Consider the following 24,760-nt stretch of genomic DNA (forward strand, 5'->3'; position numbering starts at 1 on the left):
AAATTAGAACTGCCTCAATTTTATTTTACTCATTATTTTGTTCACTGAATAATTGCTTTAATACATCAAGTTGGGCACTTATCAACGCCTCAGACTTTGTTTTAAACGAGTACAACTGACCCTTAATTTCATCCAGCTTTCCTCTTGCCTTAATGACCTCAAGGTTGGCAGTTTCAATTATTTTTTGGGCACTTACCTCTGCCTCATCAGTTATATTTTTTGCTTTCTCACATGCATTTGTTTTTATTTGTTCACTTGTATGCTGTGCAACTATAATGGAATGCTGCAATGATTCCTCAAGTATTTTATAGTGTTGAATGGTCTCATTAAGTAAATCTATTTTACTTTTCATTTCCTGGTTCTCTTTAGCCATACTTATGTAGTCCTCACCCACTTGGGCAAGGATTGCATCAACCTGTTTTCTGCAATATCCGTTAATCAGGGACTTTTTTATGCAAAGACATTTAAAATCTTCGGGAGTATAATACATATCGCTCATCTCCTAAAATTACTCTCTCATCATAATATATTCCCTTTATGGCAATATATTCTCTATTTGAGTAACCATATGGACGAAGAATATGTATCTTTTACCACCTACAGCCTAAGGGCATTATATCTCTTTCCCTGATATCAAACCTGAAGTTTGTAAAGTCTCTGGTTATAATCATATCTGCAATGTCCCTAACCCATAGGATATCATTTACGGTAACATAAAATCTCGCCCTGTCAACTAAGCTCTCCATGTTAGGGTAATACCTTGCAACACGTTTTAAAAAAGCTTCACCAAGATTATCAATAAGTATTCCCACATCATAAGCAGGGTCTCCCAATCCCGAAAGTCCGAAACCTATTACACCCGTTAATTTCTTTAATCTACTGTCTATAAGCAGATGACAAGCAGAAAGGTCTCCGTGTATAAGTGTAGGTTCGTAGGACAAAAAATCATCATCATTCTCAACAGGTTTGAATACCTGCCTTATATACTCCTTTGTATAATCTGAACAGTACGGAAATACCTTTCTGTATATTCCTTCAACAAGTTGCTTCCATCCATTTTGTGTTATAGGATTTTGGAATTCGCCGATTCCCATATTTTCCGCATCTTCCACTCGTATGGTATGAATTGTTTTAAGAAAATTACCTATCTGCTGTGCCAAAGTCTCCTGATATTTACCGTTCATTTGCAGCAGCAGGTTCCTGAATATAGGTTTTCCCTTTATTATATTGTATTTTACCATTTCCCTCCCAAGAGGTTCGTGAGCAGGAACGAGGGGCTCTATACGATTACGAATCAAATTAGTAACCTTGGCTTCGTTTTCCAAAAAAGCAACACTCCAGTCGTATCTGGCAAATTTGAAAATGTAAGTATCGTTTATGATAACTACATCATTATGTCTACCCTCATTTATAAGGTATTCCACTTTTGTTATATTAATCTGAGGGCATCTGCTTCTTATAAGCCCCATATACATATTCTCTTTTTCATCCATACAGAATTTTCACCACCCATTAGTATTAAACCCTTTTATCAATATAAAAGCTTTATATTCGATTCAGGCCAGTCCCTTAACCTTAATACGGTATTTGAGAGACTTGAATATCCATTTCCAATAAAGAAATCACATTTTGAAGCTATATAAGTATCTTTAATTATTTCAACAGTGTCCTTCACAAGTTCTACCCCTTTGTGTCGCTTATTGGGGTAGTTGAGAAGAGCAGTAGGAACTCTCTCTTTAAGCGGTACCTTCTTGCTATCGGTATATATCAACATATCGTTTTTGTTATACAACTTTTTATATTGCTTAAAAACGGCATTTGAATCGGTTATCAGAAACAAGTGCCTTACGTTGTATTTTACAATAAACTGCCATATATTCGGCTTGTAAAACTCATTCAGGTCATATAATTGAGCCACCTCGTTCACTATTGCCTTCTCTCTTACATGTACCCCTAAAATAGGCCTTTCGTCTCTGAAATTTGGATTTGTATTTAAAAACTTTTGAATTTCTTTTTGTATTTTTGGCTGTAGCTTGATATAATTGTCAAACATGTACCTGTATATCTGATACGGAGTTTTCCCGTATGACCAATGACCACTTCTTACATATGGTAAAAGTGCTCTCAATGGATAATAAGTATCACTTACAACCACGTTGGCTTCACTTCTCATCATACCGCTTAGTTCCCTATTTTCCATTTTAAATCTATCTGTATCTTCAGCCAGAACGTTTTCAAACTTCCATACCTTGGGATAGTAAGAATACTCCGGGCGCGCTACATCGTGGAAGGTATATTGGGATATAGGCTCAAAAAATGATTCAAATGAATTTGTATCAACGGATTCACTGTAGAGGCTTTCCATTCCCCAGTATACTACCGGAATCCGGTTTGTCAGTTCGGCGGCAAACATCTGACATATCACATGGTCCACATCACTCCATATGCTACCTCCCAGTGACTTTATCAGAAGAAATCTACTATTCGACATATGTGTTAACACCTCCATAAAATTCCGGGTACTCCAACCTGTGATTTTTGCTTTCAAGCAGCCTTCTGTTACCCTCTTCCTTTACTCTCCTTTTGGCAAGTTTTTTTTCATTTTTTAAATCTCTGTAAAAAAGAATAATGTTTGGTTCCGGCCAGTCCTTAAGCCTTTTTATTGTATATGAAACATTGGAATAACCGTTTCCGATAAAGAAATCGCATTTTGCTCCAAGATAGGTATCTTTTATAATTTCTATACCCTTACGTCTTTTTGCTGAATAGTCCTGCAGGTGTGGTGCATCTTCAGTTGCGCTTAACGCCCCTCTTCTACATTCTGTATAAACCACTTTGTCTCCATACAGTCTCAAAAATTCCTTCAAAATATCTTCACAATCCGTAAGAAGTAGTATTTTCTGTATATCATATCTGGCACTGAAGTTTTCTATTTCTTTATAATATCGCTTGTTCAAGCGTCCAAGATTCTCAACTTCTCTTACTTTATCCCCGCCTCTAATGTGGACAGACAGGGTTAGCCCTTTATCCTTAAGTTTTTCATCGTAAAATTCTTGAATCTCCTGTTCAATATCGGGCTTTAGCTTTAGATATTTATCAAACAAGGTCCGGTAAATCTGGTGTGCGGTCATACCGTAAGCCCAATGGTTCTTTGTTATATAATTAATTAAAGGCCTTATAAAATAGTGGACATCACTAACCAGTACGTTTGCATCACTATTCATCATTTCACCAAGATTCCGGTATGTCCATGTTACCTTATCCAAATCTTCAATCATTACATTGTCATAATTCCATACAGGAGGGAAATAAGTATAATTATATTTTATTACATCGTCTATATTATAGTTGGAGACCGGTTCAAAGTAGAGATCAAAGGCATTTGTTTTGAATGATTCTGCGTACAAACTATTGGGTCCCCAATATATAACAGGAATTCTGTCGGTAAGTTCAGCGGCCAGGAGCTGACCCATTACGTGATCCACATCTGACCAGAAGCCGCATCCCCATGACTTTATTAGTAAAAATCTGTCATTTGGCATTTAACTCACCTCTTTTCTCCGTATTCTTTTTAAACTTACTAAAAAATTTTATTACCCTTTGAGCTGTACGGGAAAAAATATTGGGTTTATCGCTTTTTACAACAAGCATTACATTTACAGGATACTTTCTCTTTTTAAATATCCAGTACATCATTTTTATGTTTTTATCTGCCCAATCCTTTATGCGTGTAACACCGTGGGATACATTTGAAAAGTCGTTTCCTATGAAAAAATCACATTTTGCAGCAATAAATGCATCTTTGACAATTTCTACACCTCTGCGCCTAACCACCATCGGGCTTTCCATATGATACACGGGTTCGTCGTTTTTGATCCTTTTACAATTTGTATAGACAAGCATAGGGCCGTATATGTTTTTATATTCCTTCAGCGTATCTTCGCAGTCGGTAAGTAGGAATATCTTCTTTATATTATATTTATCTATATATTTTTTTATCTCCTTATGGTAGCCTCTGTTAGGCTCCTTAAACTTACCCTTTGCAAACAGCTTATATAACTTCTTTCCCTTTTTTTCAGGTTTCTGTTTATATTTTCTATATATTTTATTCCAATACTGATTTCCGTTTTTTTTAGAGTCTCTGGTATCAAATATCATGTCTTTCTCAACCCTTCGTACGTGAACTGCAAGGATAGGATGGTTGCCTTTAAGCCATGAATTATAAAAGCCCTGAACTTCCGTATCTATATCTGACCTCAGCTTTATATATTTACTGAATAAATATTGGTATATTTGTTGAGAACTCATCCCATATGCCGGGTGATTCTTTTTTATAAATGGAATTAATTCATGTATGTTATAATAAACATCTGCTACTACGACATTTTCTTGGCTGCTAAGTAAATCTCCGATATTTCGGTAAATCCAAGTATCTTTATTCTGGTCTTCAATAAATAGGTTTTCATAATCCCAGATTGGCGGGTAGTATGTGTACTCGGGCTTTGCTACATCAAAGATAGAGTAGTTGGAAACAGGTTCAAAGTACAATTCAAAGCCGTTGGTCAGGATATACCCATTGTGCAGGCAATGTGTAGGCCAGTATACAACCGGAATCCTGTTGGTGAGTTCAGCCACAAGAAGCTGACCCAGAACATGGTCTACATCCCCCCAAAGAATATAACTCCAAGCTTTTATAAGCAGGAATCTGTCATTAGACATTTTTATTATCACCTCAATATAAATGCATTTCATGTTATTTTATGTAAGCCTATACTGATATGTGATAATAAAAAATAAAAGGTGTTGTCGCAAAATTAATTTTTTATCCTTTTTAACCTGTACTAAAGAGTATAAATTGTATCAATGAAAGCTTGGTTAAAGATATTTTCAGTTGTTTATCAGAGAACAAAACCTACACAAATATAGGTTTTAGCGAAACAATGAATCATGGACGATGAATGTGAGCAACGGTAAAATACCCTAAGATGAGCCGCTAGAAACTCTTGCAAATATTCTGGAAGCAATCATTGATATAATTTTATACGGGAGTACGGTGTTTAAAACAGAAAAACTTTCTGTTTTGAAACAGCCCCCTTGTTTACAAACCATTACTCCTCTTCTTTTTCAAACAACTCCAATATGTAATAATATAAATTTTCTAATTGATTATTATCGAAATGATTAAAAACCCGAACCCCATAGGAACTCTTAACTTCTACATCAAATGTATTTTTTACACATATCTCAATATCGGAGTCTAATTCCGTTATTCCCGTCATTAGTATGTTATCACTTTTTTGATTATCGTATGAAAGAATCAATATGTCAGGGGCAAATATATTGTATATGTTATAGAAGCTCTTTTTTAAGGAAGGTAACTGTCGATTGATGAAATGTCTGATATTTATGTACCCGTTACAAATATCGGGCTCTTTTATGTCCTCATATACACCTAAAGCATTAAATCCGTCACTCCTGAATTTGTCGGTAAGCCCTTTTTCAAAATCATTCATGCTATTATTGTTAACTAAAATAATAGGTATATCCGGCTCTTTAGGATTTCTAAAGGATTGAATACAATCCGTGTAGTTGTTTTTGTTAGCCCCCTGCCGTAATTTGGCTATAATCTCATCAAAACCCATATTGGGATTATTTTTTAAAAGATTATATACATGAGCGGTGACCATTGGTGCCGCATAGCTGTTACATTCATTTGTCGCTATATCCGTCCCATCATTCTTTTTCAGACTGTGTTTTGCACACGCAGATATATTTATCCCGTCCATACAATCAAAATTAAATGTATACTCCCCCTCTTTCAATACTCCTGTAAAGTCATATCTCACGCCAATTACCTTTTCAAAAGATGCAGGACATGTAAAAATATTGCGATTGTTGCATGCCGCAACTATTATTACATTTTTCTCAAATGCATAATCTACTGCTTCCTTTACTTCTTTAAAATCTCTGTAATCTATTGTGCCCAGACTCAAATTTACAAGACGTATACTTTTATCGGCACACCATTTCAGTGCACGGATAAGCTGTGCTTTCATTCCTGTTCTTGAGCTTGAATCCAATATTTTTACACTACTTAGAACAGCTTCAGGAGAATACTTTTTTATTATTGCAGCACAGGTTGTACCATGAGACGGCAAAAAAGGGTCATAGTCCACCCTTTCACAAACAGTTAAGTCATGGGCTATTTCCAGATTGTACGAAAGTCTGTCCGTTTGATACAGCTTCTCGTTAACTCCGTCATCTATGACTGCAATATTAAAAGGTAATGTATTCATCTTTTGTCTGATGCCCTCCCTGCCCCGATAGCCTGTATATTAATTACCATTTATTCAAATAAATTACATATAATATATCATTCATTTATTTCATTTGCAAACTCCACTTATCTTTATTCCATTCAATAGTTCTTACAAGCCCTTCCCTGAATGGCTTAAAGTATGTAAGCCCAAATTCGGAACAAATCTTACTTATATCAAGTTGAACCTTGTCAGGAGAAACCTTTATTTCTTCAATAGCCTGTTTTTTTTGTTGACTGTCAATGGTAAGAGTACTTCCTGTAGCAGAACAAACTTCCTGGGCAAGTGTCTTTATACTGATACTATCCCGGCCTCCCACGTTATATACAAAGTCTCTTCCATATACAATTATATAAATAAGCATTAGGGCACAGTCTGCTATATAGCAAAACGTTCTGATTTTGCTTCCGTCATCCACCATGGAAATCTTTTTTTGTTCCAACGCCTGTCTTATGAACTGGCCAAGAACGCGTTCATCGTCCCCCTTGACTCCCGGGCCGTAGGTCATGGATATTCTGGCCACTTTCGCTTCCACCCCTTCATAGTGCCTGTAAGCAAAACACAGAGTTTCTCCCATCCTTTTTGACTCTGAATACACAGCTCTTACATTTACCGGAGAACAAAAACCCGGGTAGCTCTCCGGTGTAGGTATATTATCAATATCCGGCCCACCATAGATTTCAGAGGAGCTCAGGAATAATATAACCGCACTGTCCTTTTTAGCCTTCTGAAGCAGCTTTTCACTAACAATAGTGTTTAAGTGAATGGTATCCAGGTAGTTTCTAAGGAATTTTCCGGGCTGTGCGTAAGTTGCACCGTGTATAATATAGTCAGCCTTCACTTTGAGCTTGTCAAAATCCATATTGTTAAGGTCTTCAGAATAGAAACTGTAATTCTGCTCAAATATATCAGCCAATGCCTCACAAGGCTTACTCCTGCTTATAGCATGAATCTTAATTTCACCGCCCTTTAAAAGATTGGCAAGATGAAGCATGTATATAATATAAGTTCCAATTAATCCATTGGCACCCGTAATCAGTACAGTTTTGTTATATAGAGGAGACAAGTCTATTTTTTCTAAATACTCCATGCAATCTTCTTTTATATATTTATCCAAAAGGAGGCCTCCTTTCATTATTTCATTAATTCAATGGCCTTTGTGCATATAGTTTCAGAGTCAGGATAAAAGGCTTTCTCCTGCAAATCTCCGGCCGGGGTTGGTATATCCGGGCAGCAAACTCTTACAACAGGCTTTTTCAGTAGATTAACATCTTTTTCAGCAACGATGGCGGCAATTTCTGCGGCAACACCGCCTGTCTTCCACCCTGTATCTGTTATTATAAGTCTGCCGGTCTTTGCAAGGGATTCAAATACAATATCTTCGTCTATAGGTTTTATTGTCCTTAAATCTATTACCTCAGCTGATATGTTCTGGGCTTGAAGCTTCTCTGCCGCCTTTAAGGCTTCAACCAGCATATAGGATACTGCAACAATAGTAACATCCTTTCCCACTCTTCTTACAACACCCTTTCCGAATGGTATGGAATACAGTGTGTCCCGGACGTTCCCCATTGTTTTGTAAAGCCATCTGTGTTCAACAAACAAAACCGGATTATTATCAATTATGCTTGAAATAAGCAATCCTTTAGCATCATAAGGAGTGGCAGGAGCAGCTATTTTCAGTCCGGGAGCATTCATAAGCATACCCTGTAAACATTGTGAATGCTGGGCTCCCGATCCCCATCCTCTTGCACTCACTGTTCTCACTACTAAAGGCACACTAACTTTTCCTCCGGTCATATAGCTCCATTTTGCAGCGTGGTTTACCAGTTGATCTAACGAAAGCAGCAAAAAATCCATTCTGCTATGAACGAAAACAGGTCTTAATCCTGCCATTGCGGCTCCTGCTGCTATTCCCGTCAGGGAATTTTCTGCAATAGGTGTGTCAAAAACCCTGTCACGGCCATACTTTTCGTGCAATCCTTTTGTAGTTCCAAAAACTCCACCTGGGTCATCTACACCCTCTCCCATAACAAAGACTCTGGAGTCTCTTGCAAGGGATTGGTCCATTGCTTCATACAAAGCATCCTTATATGAAATCATTCTGCCATTTTGGGAATCATCCGTTATTATAAATTTATCCTGTTTCTCAACTTCAATTGTAGTCCAGGGCATGTAAGCTACCTCCTATCAGTATACATAAATGAAACTGCATTAATCTGCATAAACAAAATCAAGAAGTTCCTCAGGCTGTGGTTTAGGTGAATTAACTGCGAATTCAAAAGCATCCTTTATCACCTTATCTATATCTTCATGGATGGATTTTTCCAGCGGCTCGTTAAGAAGATTTCTGTTTTTAAGATATTCTTTATACCATTTTATTGGGCACTTTGAAACCCAGTAATCGTACTCCTCCTGGGGTCTGTATCCAACACCCAGGTCATCAACGGTGCCGATATGGCCTTTCCATCTGTAGCTTATACACTCCAGTAAAACAGGCCCCTCTCCTTTTCTGCACTTTTCAATAGCATTTCCTGCATACTCAGAAACTTTAAGCACATCATTCCCATCTATCTGATATGCCGGAATTCCATACCCCTGAGCAATTTTACAAATATTGTCTCCTGTCTGCCGTTCCTTTTGGCGGGAATTTATGGCATAGAAATTATTTTCACATACATATATAACCGGTAGTTTTTTAAGGGATGCAAAATTCAGGCTTTCATGAAAGGTTCCTTCGTCTGCCGCTCCATCTCCGAAAAAAACAGCAGTAACTCTGTCATTTTTTTGAATCCTGGATGCCAGAGCGGTTCCCGTTCCAAGTGGCAAGCCACCTCCTACTATGGCAGTGGAACCGAATATTCCTATATCCGGAGCCATCAGGTGCATGGAGCCTCCTCTGCCGGAAGTACACCCTGTCTTACGAAGATACAATTCAGCTATCATCTGTTTGATATCTCCACCTTTTGCAATATACTGTGCGTGGCTCCTATGGGTTCCAAAAAGGTAATCCTCCTTACGGAGATGTATACAAACCCCTGCCGCGATTGCCTCCTGTCCTATGGAAAGATGAATGGGAGTTTTCATTTCGTCATTTTTATATTCTTCCTCTATTTTGCGTTCCACACTGCGTATGGTCTGCATAATTTTGTACAGCTCAATAAGTCTTTCATTTTCCATATATATCAGCCTCCGAAATACCCTATAATACACATTTTTAAGAACGAGTCAAAAAAGCAGTGTTACATTCTGAGTTTGCCAGTCTTTTAGTTCGCATACTGCTCTGGATACGTTTGAGAATCCATTTCCTATAAAATAGTCGCATTTTGCTGCAAGCCATGTGTCTCTTATAATTTCAATTCCTTTAAGCTTGTTGTTAACATATTCCTGGAAGTGAACTCCCCCTCCATTCTTGAAAACCCTTTTACAGTCGGTATTAATTAACCTGTCTCCGTAAATGTTTTTATACTCCGACAATATGTCTTTGCAATCGGTCATAAGAAAAATGTGGGCATCCGGACTTACTTTCAAATAAGCGCTTATTTTCGCCGGATAAAGTTTGTTCAGTTCATGCAGATGACTAACTTCCAATATCTTGTCACTTCCTCTTATATGTACCGCAATAATATCTTTACCTGACATATTTATGTCGTAGAAATCATTTATCTCTTTTTTAACTTCAGGCCGCAGCCGTATATATTTTTTAAGCATAATCCTGTAAATTTCTACGGAATTCATTCCAAAATACGGACATGTCTCATCCATACGGCATATAATACCATCCATATCCGTATATCTGTTCGCTATCTCTATGTCCCCATTACCACTAATATTTTCTATTAATTCATCCATGCCATATTTTGATACGGGGAAAAAATACTGTTCAAAAGCGTTTGAGGATTCATCCGTGCTGTACATGCTCTTACTTCCCCAATAAATAACAGGAATCCTTTGTGTAATTTCTGAAAGCAAAAGATTAGAAAGGGTGTGATGCATGTCATACCAAAATCCATCTCCGGTTGTATTGATAAGTAAGAATTTATCCTGCTTCAATTTAAAACCCTCCACATATCAGGCTGTTACAAGAATTTTTCGTATCCGTTCTTTTTAATTATTTCAATCAGACTTTTTACTTCCTGCGCTCTTCCTCTGGGACAAACAATAACGGCCTCATTTGTGCCTACAACTATCATATTGTCCAGACCTATTACTGCAATAAGTATTCCATCAGCATAAATTACAGAATTGGTAGTTTGTAGAGCTACATAGTCGCCCTTCCAAGAGTTACCATACATGTCTTTTTGCAGCAGTCCCGACAATGTATCAATACTCCCTATGTCATCCCAGTCGAAGGAAGCCCTTATTACGTAAATGTCTTTGCTTTTTTCCAGTACAGCACTGTCAAATGAAATATCCTGTATTTCATTATATGCATTATTAATATATGTGTTAAAATTTTCACTTCCCTCATGTACAAGTGCATCGGCGATAGACATATAATGTTCAGGTATATATTGCCTAATCTGATTAATTATTGTCTTTGCTGTTCCGGCCAGAATACCTCCGTTCCACAGGTAATCACCCGATTCAAGCATTGTTTGGGCTGTGTCTTCTTTTGGTTTTTCAGTAAATTTAATAACTTTAAGAATTTGTTCTTTTGAGCTTGACTCGCTATGTGTTTTTATATATCCGTAGGCGGTAGAGGGATATGAGGGGTTAATTCCTATTACAACAAGACTATCCTTTTCCTCTGCCGCCCTAAACGCAAGATTTATAGTTTCAGCATAACCCTGCTGATCTTTTACATATCCGTCAGCCGGTACAAAACACAGTACTGCTTCTCCCAGTTTTTTATCAAGCAGCATTGCTGTATATGAAATACATGCAGCAGTGTTCTTCTTCTGGGGCTCCGAAATTATATTTGAATGTGGAATTATGTCCTTAACAACTTCTTTGGTCAATTCTACAAGACTTTGATTTGTTACAATAAAGCAATTGGATGGTGGAACGCTCCGGCATACACGGTTAATTGTCTGAACCAGCATACATTCGCCGTCATCAACAGATATAAACTGCTTAGGCTTTTTTTCTTTTGACAGCGGCCAGAGTCTTGTTCCTGAGCCTCCTGCCATAATAACGACAAATTTTTCCATCTTTTACTCTCCAAAAGTGTTATTATACTCTATTTTATGTAAATTAACTTGAATATGTTCATACGTATTTCTATATAAGCTTCCGGACATAATACAATTTACATAAAAATTTCTATATATGGGACGGCGTACATGCAGGGTAAATATATATTATTAGCAATTTTAAATTCAGGACTTACCGTGTTAGGACAGACACTTTGGAAAATAGGGCTTGAAAGAATGGAGGGCTATAGTTTAAAGCTTTTACTGAACCCACTAATACTTGCGGGTGTTTTTGTCTACGGTGTCTCTACGGTTTTGTGGCTATATGTGCTTTCCAAGCTACCGTTTTCAACTGCATACCCCTTGAACAGCGTAGCTTATGCACTAAGCCTCTTTGTTGGATTTTTTATTTTTAAGGAGAATATCGACCTCCGTAAAATTTGGGGTACTATACTCATTCTGACAGGAGTATTTTATATAGCCAGAGGGTAAAATAAATTTGGTATGAATACCGGCTTCGGAGGAATAAATGAAAAGTATAATAATAATACCTGCTTACAATGAACAGGATAATATTCTTGATGTCATAAATGATATAGAGCAAAATGCCGCAGGGTATCATTACATGGTTATAAATGACGGTTCAGTGGACAAAACAGGTTTAATATTGCGGGAAAATCACATTCCACATATAAATCTTCCTTTTAATGTAGGTATAGGCGGAGCAGTTCAAACCGGCTATAAATACGCATTTGAAAAAGGCTACGATATAGTTGTACAGTTTGACGGCGACGGTCAGCACAAGGCATCTTTTATCCCTGAAATGATAAATATTCTGGAGGAAGGAAACGCAGACATGGTTATTGGCTCCAGATTTTTGGATAAAAGGGGCTACCAATCTACTTTTATAAGAAGGTTGGGCATAAAGTACTTTCGTTTTTTAATATGGCTATTATCAGGGTTGGGAGTGTCAGACTCAACTTCCGGCTTCAGAGCCTGCAACAGAAAAATTATTGAAATGTTTTCAAAAAACTACCCTCAGGACTATCCTGAGCCTGAATCCATAATGATTTTAAAACAAAAAAATTTAAAAGTAACTGAGGTACCTGTAGAAATGAAAAAAAGGGCTCGGGGAAATTCTTCAATAAACAGGTCTCTCTCCGTTTACTATATGGTCAAGGTTACATTAGCTATAATTTTGAGCCGCATGAGACCGCGTATAAGACGGTTTTCCAATTAAATTTTCTTACGGAAGGTAAAAATATGAACTTACGGTTACAGATAAGTATTCTTCTTATAGGGTTTATTTTACTTACATCAATACTCAAAATGGTTCAGAAAACAAAGTTGGAACTCAAGTACAGTATTCTTTGGATTGTATCCTCTGTAATGTTTATAATTATTGCTGCTTTCCCTGTCATCCCTGATTGGTTTGCAAACCTCATAGGTATAATAGAACCTGCAAATGCAGTATTCCTGGTACTTATTCTATTTGAGCTGGGTATAAATCTTAACCTTACCATAACCGTTTCCAAACAGACCAACAAGGTTAAAAATATGGCGCAATATATTGCCCTAATGGAGAACCAAAACCGTGAAAAAAGTTGAAATAATCAAACTATTATGATAATCTAATATAGATTGCACTGTAAATTAATTAATTACTTATTAAAGTTATGAAGCGGAGTAGTAAAAGAAAATTTAGTCATTAAAGAGAGCTGTATACTTGGTGAAATTGCAGTTGACTACCTTCTTTGAACTCGCCGTGGAGCTGCTGATATAAAATTCAGCCGTAGGTCTTTCGTTACAGGACTTTTGAGTGAGCCTCCAGGGCTAACAAGAGTGGTACCGCGGATTAACCCGTCTCTTTTATTAAGAGACGGGTTTTTATAAGTTATTGATATTAATATTAAATAAAATAAAGGAGTTGATTAAATGCCATACTCAGCAGATATAGATAGAAAGTGGCAAAAAAAGTGGGAAGAAACAGATATCTACAAGTTCAATCCCGAAAACACCGACAAGAAGCTATACTGTCTGGAGATGTTCTCATACCCATCAGGTGCTAACCTTCATGTAGGACATTGGTACAATTACGGTTTGACTGATTCCTGGGCCAGAATGAAAAGAATGCAAGGATATAATGTTTTCCATCCAATGGGATTTGATGCTTTCGGACTTCCCGCAGAGAATTATGCAATAAAGACAGGTATTCATCCGCAAGACTCCACTCTGAAAAATATAGAGACAATGGAAGGCCAGCTCAAGGAAATGGGCGCTACCTTTGATTGGGATTATGAAATAAAAACCTGTATGCCCGACTATTACAAATGGACGCAGTGGCTGTTCCTTCAGTTATATAAGTCCGGTCTTGCCTATAGAAAAAATGCACCTGTTAACTGGTGCCCCAAATGCAACACTGTTCTTGCAAATGAGCAGGTTATTGACGGGTGTTGTGAAAGGTGTGATACAGAAGTAACAAAGCGTGACCTTACTCAGTGGTTCTTTAAGATAACCTCATACGCTCAGGAGCTTCTGGACAAGCTGGATACTATTGACTGGCCTGAAAAAACAAAAAAGATACAGACAAACTGGATAGGACGTTCAGAAGGTGCTGAAATAGCCTTTAAAGTTGCCGACACAGATATTGAGTTTCAGGTATTTACAACAAGAGCTGATACCCTTTATGGTGTAACATATGTTGTACTGGCTCCTGAAAATTCAATAGTTGAGAAAATAACAAAACCTGAATATGCAGAGGCAGTTGAAAAGTATAAAAACGATACCAAAAAGCAGACTGAAATAGAAAGACTTTCAACAACAAAAGAAAAGACAGGTGTATTCACGGGAAGTTATGCCATTCACCCAATAACAGGAGAAAAAGTACCTGTATGGATTGCGGACTACGTTCTTGCAAGCTATGGAACAGGTTGTGTAATGGCTGTTCCGTCCCATGATGAACGTGACTTTGAATTTGCAAAGAAATATAATTTGCCTATCAAGAGGGTTATAAAAAGTGCTGATGGTTCAAATGACGAGCTTCCGTACTGTGAATACGGTGTTCTGGTTAATAGTGCCGAATTTGACGGTGTCCCTTCTGCTGAGGCAAGAACCGCTATAATAAAGAAGCTGGAAGCTGACGGCAAAGGAAGTTTGAAGATAAACTACAGACTGAGAGACTGGCTTGTTTCAAGACAAAGGTACTGGGGTGCCCCTATTCCTGTAGTTTACTGCGAGCACTGCGGCGAGGTAGCAGTCCCCGAAGAACAACTGCCTGTTGCTCTTCCTTACAACGTTGAGTTTAAGCCGGACGGAGAATCCCCTCTAAAAAAGAGTGAGGAATTCATGAATACCGTTTGTCCGAAATGTGGTGCTCCGGCTAAGAGGGACCCTGATACACTGGATACATTTGTTTGCTCGTCATGGTACTATCTCAGATATCCTGACAGCCGGAACAATGATAAGCCATTCGACACCGAGTGGATAAACAAGATGCTTCCCGTTGACAAATATGTCGGCGGCGCTGAACATGCTGCAATGCATCTGCTTTATGCGAGATTTATAACCAAAGCACTGAGAGATTTGGGCTTCCTCAATTTTGACGAACCGTTCCTGTCACTTGTACACCAGGGTACAATACTTGGCCCGGATGGGAATAGAATGAGTAAATCCAGAGGAAATACCATTTCTCCTGATGATTACGTGAGAAAGTACGGTTCCGATATATTCAGGATGTACCTTGGCTTCGGCTTCAATTATGTTGACGGCGGGCCATGGAGCGATGACGGAATAAAAGCTATTTCAAGATTTGCAAGCAGAATAGAAAGGCTTGTTGAAAGTCTTGCAGAGCAAAAGGCAAAGGCGTCCAGAACTGATATGGACAAGGATGACAAGGAACTGAACTATGTTCGTCATACGGCTATTAAAGGAGCCACTCAGGATACTGACAGATTCCAGTTCAACACTGCAATGTCACGTTGCATGGAACTGGTAAATGCTCTTTACAAGTATGATGCAGAGGTTAAAGTTAAGAATATACAACTATTTGAGGATACAATTAAGGACTTAGTAAAGCTTGTTTCTCCTTTTGCACCACACTTTGCTGAGGAAATGTGGGAACAGCTAGGCTATGAATATTCTATATTCCATCAGAATTGGCCTGAATTTGACGAAAATGCATTAGTTAAAGACACTATAGAGCTGGCAGTCCAGATTAATGGTACTGTCAGGGGTAAAATAGAAGTTGCTGCTGACGCTGACAACAGTGAAGCAGAAGCTGTTGCTTTAGCTGATGAAAAAATAAAGCCATTCTTGGATGGAAAAGAGATAAAGAAAGTAATAGTAGTAAAGGGAAGGCTTGTTAATATAGTTGCAAAATAAGCTTATAGTTTTATAGAAATATATAAAAAGGGACAATCTTACAGGGATTGTCTCTTTTTGTATATTTTTCACAATTATTGTAATTTCATATCGTAATATGCTAATATTAAATTGCACATTCGTCAATGGAGACATTTTTATGAATATAACTTTTTATAGAAAGCTTGCATACAAAGTGGCTGATGTTATCACAAGAAATCAACAGTACTCGGAAGCAGAGATTAAAAACATTCGTTACGGGCTGGTATGTATCTTTTCGGATTTGTATAAAACTATTCTATATTTACTTATTTTTACCGTGCTTTCACTAACGAAAGAATTTCTATGTGCTTTTCTTGCCTTCCTTCTGCTTCGTCCCTTTCTTGGCGGTTACCATTTTAAAAATGAGATTGTATGTATTATAATGTCGTTTATAACAATGGTTATAGCTATATTTGTAGGTAAAACAGTTATAATTCCCTACTATATACAATTAACTCTTATTGTATTTCTTCCAATCCTCGGTTTTTTAATTGCACCCGTCAAAGAAAGTCAAGGCCAAGAGGGCCGAAAGAAAACAAGAACTGCTGCAGTAGTAATGAGTATTTTACTTCTACTGTCAGACTTTTTCTTTATGACATCTAGTATAATTACCTGGTCTGTAATAGAAGTTTATTCATTATCTGTATATCAACTACTAATTAGCAAATATAAGTATAAATTGTAATATTTTTTGTAAAATATATTGACTTTTTCTGTAGAATGTTAGAATATTAAGTTGAGAATTAAATTTTTTTAAGGAGTGATTCTGATGAAAAAAAATTTATTAAGATCAATTGGGAAAGTTTCATTATTAGCAACAGGCTTGATTACTGGGGCAGCTTCTAAAATATTATGGTTGTATCAACCGGAAAATTAATTTAAAATAATCTTAACTTGCTAAAAATTTACTCTAATAGTTAGAGTTCTACTCCAATTATTAGAGTTCTGTTTTTGTTTAAGGTTTTTTGTTGTGTTTCGTAATCTTCCTCTGGAAGGGTGTGTAAATAAGGGTGTATCTTGCAAATGAATTATTTTTAACTGTTATAGAGGGCTTGATTTTCATAATAGCCTTTTATCTCCTGTCGGGACAACGGCAATTTATAAGAAAGATTTATACACGGATTGCCTGGTTTGTAACGATTTATACAATATATACATACTGGATTACCAAGTTTTTGCCGTCAGGGCTGCATTCACTTTTAATAGCATCCCTTACATGTTTTATACTTAATTATATACTTAACGGAACTCTTTTTAAAAGTGTAGTCAAAGTTCTTATTATTTTTTTAGGAATGGCGATTATAGAAAGTCTTATCGGCTTGGCATGCATGAGTGTTACAGGCAAACCAATGTCAGTACTTATTGACAATAATGTATTACTGGCGGTTTTAGGTATTATAGCAAAGCTGATTGAAAGTACTATTGTATTTGTATTATATAAGTCTCACAATGGGTTTTCCTGGTTAAAAGACGGAAATCCATATCAGTCTCGGTACAAGCAGACTCTTATTATGATTTTTGCTGTACTGTTCTTTCTGGTAGGAACAAATATTTATATTTCCAAAGACCCTCAAAATCTACTTCTGTATAATATTTTTACCTTTGTTATATATATCGTTTTGATTATTGCAATGCTTTCGGCCTTTAGGGAAGGTTCAAAGCTTGAGATTCTACAATATGCAAATGAACTAAAAAAAGAAAATGTTTATCAGTTGATTTCCTTTAACGAAATGGTGGCTAAAGAAAGACACGAATATAAGAACCATTTAAATACTATATACGGACTTTGTACCTTAAACAGACCTGATTTAAGCGATAAGGTCAAGCAATATATAAACAATTATGCGAATAATAGCGAGACCATGAATATAAATGTATGTTCAGGCAACGACTTTGTTGACGCTATTATCAGTGTAAAATATAATAATGCTCTAAAGAAAGATGTAGAAGTTCTTGTTGACTTTGAAGAACCCTTATCAAGTGCAGTAATAGATGAGGATACCGCTGTTACTGTTATATCTAATATAATAGATAATGCCTATGAATCTATCTTAGGGATAGACAAGGAAAAAAAGTTTATACGTCTTGAAACATATATCGAGAATGATAATTACTATATGTCTATTTCCAACAACGGCCCTATGATTCCCGAAGCAATTATTAAGAAAATTTTCAGTGCAGGCTATTCTACCAAAGACAATGCTTCTAAAAAACGGGGTTTCGGACTTAGCATCGTACAAGCACAGATAGATAAATGCGGGGGCAGTATCGAGATTAACAGCGACGAAGAACTCACAGAATTCCTGATAACTCTTAAAGTAAATAGTCAGGCAAGCTAACGACTTATTTATGTAAAAACTACACATTCTTCTTCAAATTGGTTATAATAATATGATAGCTTATTTTATTATACTTTGGAGAAAATGATGTTTAAAATTTCTAAAGACACTATTTATTATTTGTCTACGCCCATGAGATACAAGAAGGGCATGGATTATTTCAGGGATAAGCGTATCAAATCCTTGTCCTTTAATCAAGAAATGCTGTTGTTTGACGCAACAGTTTTGGGAACGCACCCGTACAATGTACAGGTGCGGTTTGCCAAGTCCGGGGATCTCACTGATTTTTCATGTACCTGTTCGGATTGTGAAAAGACAGGAAAAGGGTGCAAGCACATTGCCGCGGTTCTTTTCTTAATTAAGGAAAAGGATGAGCAGGGTTTTTTTAATTCTTCTGTTCAAAAGAAAGCAGCAAAAGATATTTTTCAATTTTTTTCAGATAAAGGCCCAGGTGTAAAGCTCCCCATTAATGTTGAATTTAATCTTGAATTTATTAGTAGAAGGTTCTCAATTCCAAAAAGAGGGCCTATTGCCTCGCTATCTCTTCGTATAGGTACTGACAGACTTTATGTGGTCAGAAATATACGTCAGATGTTGGAAAGCCTTAAAACCGGTAATGAGATTGTCTTTGGGAAAGGCTTTACCTTTGACCCTGTAATATATGACTTTAAGGAAAATGACAAGCCTGTTATTTCATATCTTCAGGAAATATGGCAGAACGAGAATCTATTACATTATTTTACAGGCGAATTGAGTAAGTACAGTACCTTTATAGATAAAGATGTTTTCCTCTCTGAAGCATCTCTTAAAAGGCTTCTTCAGCTTTTACACGATACCCCTTTTAATGTAATAAACAATAACATAAAAATTCAAAATGTTTTAATACAAAATGAGGATATACCTTTAGAATTCACATTGACGGGAAATGCCTCGTCCATAGATTTGAATATAGACACTAAATTGCCTCTTTACCAGATAACCTCTGACTTTGAATATTTTTTATATGGTGAAACTATATACAGGGTATCAGCGGCCCAACGCGAATACTTTAAACCTTTTTTTACCTATATGCAGCAGGAGAATGTTAATCGAATAACCTTCATAGAAAAGGATAAGGAACGGTTCTTTTCAGAGGTACTTCCTTATGTTGAAAAAACCGGGCGGGTATACATAGATGAAAATGTTCAGGACATGGTACAGAGAGTGGACTTCGAGCCTGAAATTTATCTGGACAAATTCGAAGATATAATAACTGCTGATGTTAAATTTAAATATGGTGATCGTATAATCAATCCTTTCTCTGCCTTTGGAGACCAGGTCTCTATGGGTAAAATTCTCGTACGGGACATGGAAAAAGAGGGTCTCATTGTTGACATATTGGGTGAAAGCGATTTTAAGGTTAACGGCAACAGAATATATCTGGATGAGGAAGAAAAGATATTTGATTTTGTAAATACAATTGTTCCTAAACTACAGGAATATACGCAGATTTTCTATTCCGACAACTTTAAAGCAATGACCATAAAGAGGCTTCCCTCCTTTTCAGGATTTTTGAGGCTGAATACACTGAACAATTTTCTTGAATTCAGCTTTGATATGGAAGGTGTAGGCCGTGATGAGCTATCATCTATATTTCAGAACGTAAGAGAAAAGAAGAAATATTTCCGCTTGAAAAACGGCGCATTTCTTCCTCTTGATTCAGAGGGACTTTTAACTATGTCTGAAATAATCGAGCAACTTGAGCTGACAATGGATGATTTAGATAGTGAGCTGGTCCAGCTCCCTATGTACAGAGCTTTTTTTATAGATGGTATGTTGAAAGAAACCGGAATGAAGTTCTTTGAACGCAATAAGGCCTTTAAAGATTTAGTTCATGATATTCACGAACCTTCCGAGACTGAATTTCAAATTCCCGAAACCCTTAAAGGAACTCTAAGGAATTATCAAAAGCTTGGATTTAAGTGGCTTAAAACTCTGTCAACATATGGTCTTGGAGGAATTCTCGCTGATGATATGGGTTTGGGAAAAACCTTGCAGGTTATTACTCTGCTCCTGTACGATAAAAATGTTTCAGGCCCCGCAACATCTATTGTAGTTGTTCCTACCTCCCTTATTTACAACTGGTGTTCGGAAGTTGACAAATTTGCACCGGATTTAAAGATAACTGCTGTGGTCGGAAACAAAGCAGAACGTGAGGAACTAATAAAGACTGGTGTCAACTCGGATGTAATAGTCACCTCTTATGCCCTTATCAGACGTGATATTGACAACTACAAAGATTATATGTTCAGATATTGCATACTTGATGAAGCTCAACATATTAAAAACCCCGGATCCCAGGCAGCTAAAGCCGTAAAACAGCTCGTATCCCAGCACAGGTTCGCACTTACAGGAACGCCTATGGAAAATAATCTTACGGAGCTGTGGTCAGTTTTTGACTTTATTTTACCCGGATATTTACGGTCACACGGAAAATTTGTTGAAAAGTTTGAATCGCCGATTTCAAAAGGAGACAGTACCGCTCTAACCTCCCTGAGCAAACAATTAAAACCTTTTATACTCAGAAGGCTAAAGCAGGACGTTCTCAAGGAACTACCAGAAAAAATTGAGCATATTATTAAAGCAGACCTTACTGAGGAACAGAAAAAGCTTTATGTTGCTTACTTGGAGCAAGCTAAAGGAGATATTTTCAAGGAAATAAACCAAAATGGCTATGAACGGAGTCAAATAAAGATTTTATCGGTTCTTATCCGATTAAGACAGCTCTGCTGTCACCCCTCGCTGTTTGTAGACAACTATGAAGGTGACAGCGGTAAGCTACTACTCCTTAAAGAGATAGTAGGAGACTCTCTTACCTCCGGGCACAGAATACTCCTGTTCTCGCAGTTTACATCAATGTTGGCAATTATAAGGCAGTGGCTGCAGGAGGATGAAATAGACTATTTATACCTTGATGGGTCAACTCCCGCTGACGAAAGAATGAAAATGGTTAAAAACTTTAACAACGGTCAGGGTAAGATTTTCCTTCTGTCCCTTAAATCAGGAGGAACCGGCTTGAATCTGACAGGTGCTGATACGGTTATTCACTATGACCCTTGGTGGAACCCGGCTGTAGAAGATCAGGCAACCGACCGCGCATACCGTATAGGCCAGCTAAAAACCGTCCATGTAATGAAGCTGGTTACACACGGCACAATAGAGGAAAAAATATTACGCCTTAAGGATAGGAAAAAGCAGTTGGTTGATGCGGTTATCCAATCCGGGGAAACCCTTATTACCAAGATGAGTAAAGAAGAGTTGACGGAACTTTTCGAGTTATAATAACAAAACCAGAGGCAAATTAAAACCTCTGGTTTTGCTATATTTCTATATAAACATACTTTTTCTATTTCAAATTATCAGGATTTAATGCTTGAAGCTCGTCTGGTACAAAAAGTCCATCTTTTCTTATGAGCTTATCATCAAACCATATTTCTCCCCCGCCATATTCAGGCCTTTGGATAAACACAAGATCCCAGTGGATTGAGGACTTATTCCCATTTGGACACTCGTCATAACAGCTTCCGGGTGTAAAGTGTATACTTCCTCTTATCTTTTCGTCAAAGAGAGTATCCTTCATTGGAGTTTCAATGAAAGGATTAACACCTATTGCAAACTCTCCTACATATCTTGCTGCTTCGTCAGTGTCAAAAATTTCATTAATACGCTCGGTTTCGTTCGCTGTAGCTTTAATAATCTTTCCATCCTTAAATTCGAGGCGGATATTCTCAAAAGTTACGCCTTGATATACCGCAGGACAGTTGTAGCTTATTACACCATTTACCGAATCTTTTATCGGTGCAGTAAATACTTCTCCGTCAGGAATGTTCATTTTACCGTCACACTTTATTGCAGGCAATCCTTTTATTGAGAATGTCAAATCTGTCCCTTTACCTGTAATTCTTACCTTGTCGGTAGCTTCCATCAATTTTACAAGTGGGTCCATAGCTTTTGACATTTTTGCATAATCCAGATTGCATACATTAAAGTAAAAATCTTCAAAATATTCAGTTGGAGTGTTGGCAAGCTGCGCCATTGAGTGGGTAGGATACCTCATTACACACCATCTTGTGTGTTCTACACGCTGATCTGAATGTACAGGCTTTGAAAACAGTGACATGTATATCTTCATCTTATCAGATGGAACAGAAGCCTTTTCGCTTACGTTATCCCCTGACCTGATACCAATGTACGCATCCATGTCTTTCATTCTTGCCAATTCATAGCGAGCCATATCTTTCACTTGTTCTTCTGTACACTGTTCAAGGAGTACTCTTTCCAATTCCGGATTCTTTATTGTAAGGAATGGAATTGCTCCTACCTTATATGCCTCACGAATTAAGGCTCTTGACAATTGAACCTCGTTACCGATATTCTCAATAAGGATTTTCTCCCCCTGTTTTAGTTCACATGAGTAGTTAATCAAATTATGTGCCAGTTTTTCTATACGTGGATCGTTCATTACTATAACCTCCGTTTGTTTATTATTATGTTAACTAGTGTATTATACTAAAAGTTCTTCCAATTCTTCCAGAGTTTTTTCAAATACGTTTAATGCATCTTGAATAGGCTGTGGTGATGAAAGGTCTACACCTGCTATTTTTAAAAGCTCTATAGGATAATTTGAGCCACCGCCTTTAAGGAACTCTAAATATTTATCAACTGCCGGCTTGCCTTCTTTATATATTTTTTCAGCAATAGCAGTAGCGGCGGAGAAGCCCGTAGCATATTTGTATACATAAAAACTGCTGTAGAAGTGAGGTATTCTTGACCACTCCATTGTAATTTCCTTGTCAACGTTAACTGTTTCTCCGAAATACTTTTTGTTCAGGTCATAGTAAATATCGCAAAGCTCCTGTGCATTAAGTGCCTCTCCCTGTTCTGTCTTTTGGTGTGTAAGCTTTTCAAACTCTGCGAACATTGTCTGTCTGAATACTGTTCCCCTGAACTCCTCAAGATAATGATTCAGCAAATATGCCTTCTCCTGCTTGCTTTCAGATTTTGATAACATATGCCTCATGAGGAGTGATTCATTTACCGTTGATGCAACCTCTGCAACAAATATCCTGTATTGGGAGTATACGTAAGGTTGGGTCATATTGGTATAGAATGAGTGCAGGGCATGGCCCATTTCATGTGCAAGAGTATACACATCATTTATGTTGTCCTGATAATTAAGCAGTACATAAGGGTGAGTTTTGAAAGCTCCCCATGAATATGCTCCGCTGGTTTTGCCTTCATTTTCATAAATATCAATCCAGCCTGAGTCAAAGCCTTTTTTAAGATATCCGATATATTCCTCTCCTAGTGGCTTTAGTCCCTCTTCTACAAGCTTTTTGCCTTCCTCGTAGGTAACTTTCTTGTCGTATTCTTCAACCATGGGCACATACAAGTCATACATATGAAGCTCAGCCAGCTTTAATACTTTTTTTCTCAGCTTCATATATCTATCCAGCAGATGCAGGTTTTTATTTACTGTTTCGATAAGGTTGTCGTATACCTTTACAGGTACGTTGTCGTTATCCAAAGATGCTTCTAATGATGAAGGATATTTTCTTACAACGGAGTAAAACCTGTTTTTCTTTACATTGCCAGTAAGCGACGCACCGAGTGTATTTTTCATTTTGTCGTAAGTACTGTACACGGCTTCAAAAGCATCTTTGCGGACTCTTCTGTCCCTGCTTTCCAACATTGTAGCATATCTGCCCTTTGTGACTTCTACTTCCTCACCTTTTTCATCCCGAATATGGGGAAATTTTATGTCCGCATTGTTGTACATGGTAAAGATATCCCCTGCTGTGTCAGATATTTCAGTTGAGAGTGCAAGTATCTGTTCTTCCTTCTCAGATAAAATATGCTCCTTTTGTCTCAAATTTTCCTGTACCATAAACATATACACGGAAAGCTCTTTATTTGAGTTCATAAAAGACATCAGCTTGTCTTCTGGTATTGCCAGCATTTCGGGGACAATAAATGAAATTGCGGTATAAACTTCTGTACCGAGGGTAGAAGCTCTTTCAGTCAATGCCTGATAGGTTGAATTTCCGTTATCCTCATCCCTTTTCATTCTTGCATATACAAAGACTTTGTCATTTAGCGACAGTAATTCATCACTTTTCTTGAAACAGTCAAGAAGTGTATCAGCACTATTTCCAAGCTTGCCCCTGAAGTTTCCCATTTGTGCTGCCAATTCCTTAACTTTCTTAAAGTCCTTTTCCCATGAATCGGTATCCTTATATATATCCTCCAGTTTCCATTTAAATCTTTCCTCAATGTCTTTTCTCTTTGCCAGTGTCTTTCCTGAAGCCATATTTTTTTCCTCCACTTTTCCTAATATCATTTTGGTTACTGGTTATTTTATTCGCTATATAACTTAATATCTCACTATATCTAATAATTATAAAACAACCTAATACTCTTTTCCATGCATTTCCTATATAAAGTTATTTATAGGTATGATTTTAAAATAAAAATAGCCTTGAAATGTTCAAATTTTTTTAGTATACTATGATAGTTGTTAAAAGGAAAT

20 protein-coding genes and 1 other annotated feature are annotated in these 24,760 nt (G+C 37.2%); of the genes, 7 read left to right on the plus strand and 13 right to left on the minus strand.

Annotation, left to right across the window (positions count from 1 at the left end; genetic code table 11):
* Positions 1 to 25 precede the first annotated feature (25 nt).
* The 11 genes from L323_RS23670 to L323_RS23720 form a co-directional block, all read right to left on the minus strand.
* Positions 26 to 490 (minus strand): DivIVA domain-containing protein, encoded by a 465-nt coding sequence (locus L323_RS23670; RefSeq protein WP_020814125.1) that lies wholly within the window; start codon positions 488 to 490, stop codon positions 26 to 28.
* 100 nt (positions 491 to 590) lie between these two features.
* On the minus strand, positions 591 to 1,493 hold the full coding sequence (locus L323_RS23675) for an aminoglycoside phosphotransferase family protein (protein WP_020814126.1): 903 nt from the start codon (positions 1,491 to 1,493) through the stop codon (positions 591 to 593).
* A gap of 38 nt (positions 1,494 to 1,531) precedes the next feature.
* On the minus strand, positions 1,532 to 2,491 hold the full coding sequence (locus L323_RS23680; RefSeq protein WP_020814127.1) for an O-fucosyltransferase family protein: 960 nt from the start codon (positions 2,489 to 2,491) through the stop codon (positions 1,532 to 1,534).
* On the minus strand, positions 2,481 to 3,542 hold the full coding sequence (locus L323_RS23685) for an O-fucosyltransferase family protein (RefSeq protein WP_020814128.1): 1,062 nt from the start codon (positions 3,540 to 3,542) through the stop codon (positions 2,481 to 2,483). Before L323_RS23685 ends, L323_RS23680 begins: the two co-directional genes overlap by 11 nt.
* Complete coding sequence (locus L323_RS23690; protein ID WP_020814129.1) at positions 3,532 to 4,719, minus strand: O-fucosyltransferase family protein; 1,188 nt, start codon at positions 4,717 to 4,719, stop codon at positions 3,532 to 3,534. Before L323_RS23690 ends, L323_RS23685 begins: the two co-directional genes overlap by 11 nt.
* 389 nt (positions 4,720 to 5,108) lie before the next feature.
* A complete protein-coding gene (locus tag L323_RS23695; RefSeq protein ID WP_020814131.1) occupies positions 5,109 to 6,296 on the minus strand; it encodes a S8 family peptidase in 1,188 nt (395 codons plus the stop codon).
* A gap of 85 nt (positions 6,297 to 6,381) precedes the next feature.
* Positions 6,382 to 7,434, minus strand: a complete 1,053-nt coding sequence (locus L323_RS23700) for an NAD-dependent epimerase/dehydratase family protein (RefSeq protein WP_020814132.1) — start codon at positions 7,432 to 7,434, stop codon at positions 6,382 to 6,384.
* Between the two features lie 17 nt (positions 7,435 to 7,451).
* Positions 7,452 to 8,492 carry an alpha-ketoacid dehydrogenase subunit beta gene (locus tag L323_RS23705; protein WP_020814133.1) on the minus strand — a complete coding sequence of 347 codons (1,041 nt, stop codon included), beginning with the start codon at positions 8,490 to 8,492 and terminating at the stop codon, positions 7,452 to 7,454.
* A gap of 39 nt (positions 8,493 to 8,531) precedes the next feature.
* Entirely contained in the window at positions 8,532 to 9,497 is a 966-nt protein-coding gene (locus L323_RS23710; RefSeq protein ID WP_020814134.1) for a thiamine pyrophosphate-dependent dehydrogenase E1 component subunit alpha, read from the minus strand.
* 48 nt (positions 9,498 to 9,545) lie between these two features.
* On the minus strand, positions 9,546 to 10,370 hold the full coding sequence (locus L323_RS23715) for an O-fucosyltransferase family protein (RefSeq protein ID WP_020814135.1): 825 nt from the start codon (positions 10,368 to 10,370) through the stop codon (positions 9,546 to 9,548).
* A gap of 26 nt (positions 10,371 to 10,396) precedes the next feature.
* Complete coding sequence (locus tag L323_RS23720) at positions 10,397 to 11,470, minus strand: mannose-1-phosphate guanylyltransferase (protein WP_020814136.1); 1,074 nt, start codon at positions 11,468 to 11,470, stop codon at positions 10,397 to 10,399.
* Between the two features lie 132 nt (positions 11,471 to 11,602).
* On the opposite strand from L323_RS23720, the gene L323_RS23725 reads away from it, so the two are divergent.
* From L323_RS23725 to L323_RS23755, 7 genes are all read left to right on the plus strand, one after another.
* Positions 11,603 to 11,944, plus strand: a complete 342-nt coding sequence (locus L323_RS23725) for an EamA family transporter (protein ID WP_020814137.1) — start codon at positions 11,603 to 11,605, stop codon at positions 11,942 to 11,944.
* A 37-nt stretch (positions 11,945 to 11,981) separates the two neighbouring features.
* Positions 11,982 to 12,692, plus strand: a complete 711-nt coding sequence (locus L323_RS23730) for a glycosyltransferase family 2 protein (RefSeq protein ID WP_020814138.1) — start codon at positions 11,982 to 11,984, stop codon at positions 12,690 to 12,692.
* 23 nt (positions 12,693 to 12,715) lie between these two features.
* Entirely contained in the window at positions 12,716 to 13,060 is a 345-nt protein-coding gene (locus L323_RS23735) for a DUF2304 domain-containing protein (RefSeq protein ID WP_020814139.1), read from the plus strand.
* Between the two features lie 59 nt (positions 13,061 to 13,119).
* Positions 13,120 to 13,323, plus strand: a binding site (T-box leader).
* A 64-nt stretch (positions 13,324 to 13,387) separates the two neighbouring features.
* Positions 13,388 to 15,832, plus strand: a complete 2,445-nt coding sequence (leuS, locus tag L323_RS23740) for a leucine--tRNA ligase (RefSeq protein WP_020814140.1) — start codon at positions 13,388 to 13,390, stop codon at positions 15,830 to 15,832.
* Between the two features lie 139 nt (positions 15,833 to 15,971).
* Positions 15,972 to 16,538, plus strand: coding sequence for an accessory gene regulator B family protein (locus L323_RS23745; RefSeq protein ID WP_020814141.1), 567 nt, complete (start codon positions 15,972 to 15,974; stop codon positions 16,536 to 16,538).
* Positions 16,539 to 16,863: 325 nt separating this feature from the next.
* On the plus strand, positions 16,864 to 18,192 hold the full coding sequence (locus L323_RS23750; RefSeq protein ID WP_020814143.1) for a sensor histidine kinase: 1,329 nt from the start codon (positions 16,864 to 16,866) through the stop codon (positions 18,190 to 18,192).
* 87 nt (positions 18,193 to 18,279) lie between these two features.
* Positions 18,280 to 21,513, plus strand: coding sequence for a DEAD/DEAH box helicase (locus L323_RS23755; RefSeq protein WP_020814144.1), 3,234 nt, complete (start codon positions 18,280 to 18,282; stop codon positions 21,511 to 21,513).
* A 64-nt stretch (positions 21,514 to 21,577) separates the two neighbouring features.
* Here the strand turns inward: L323_RS23755 and L323_RS23760 are convergent, their stop codons facing one another.
* Both L323_RS23760 and pepF read right to left on the minus strand, forming a co-directional pair.
* Positions 21,578 to 22,693 (minus strand): aminopeptidase, encoded by a 1,116-nt coding sequence (locus tag L323_RS23760; RefSeq protein ID WP_020814145.1) that lies wholly within the window; start codon positions 22,691 to 22,693, stop codon positions 21,578 to 21,580.
* Positions 22,694 to 22,735: 42 nt separating this feature from the next.
* A complete protein-coding gene (gene pepF, locus L323_RS23765) occupies positions 22,736 to 24,541 on the minus strand; it encodes an oligoendopeptidase F (RefSeq protein WP_020814146.1) in 1,806 nt (601 codons plus the stop codon).
* Positions 24,542 to 24,760: the final 219 nt, after the last annotated feature.

It is taken from the genome of Ruminiclostridium papyrosolvens C7, assembly GCF_000421965.1.
Lineage (GTDB): Bacteria > Bacillota > Clostridia > Acetivibrionales > DSM-1351 > Ruminiclostridium > Ruminiclostridium papyrosolvens_A.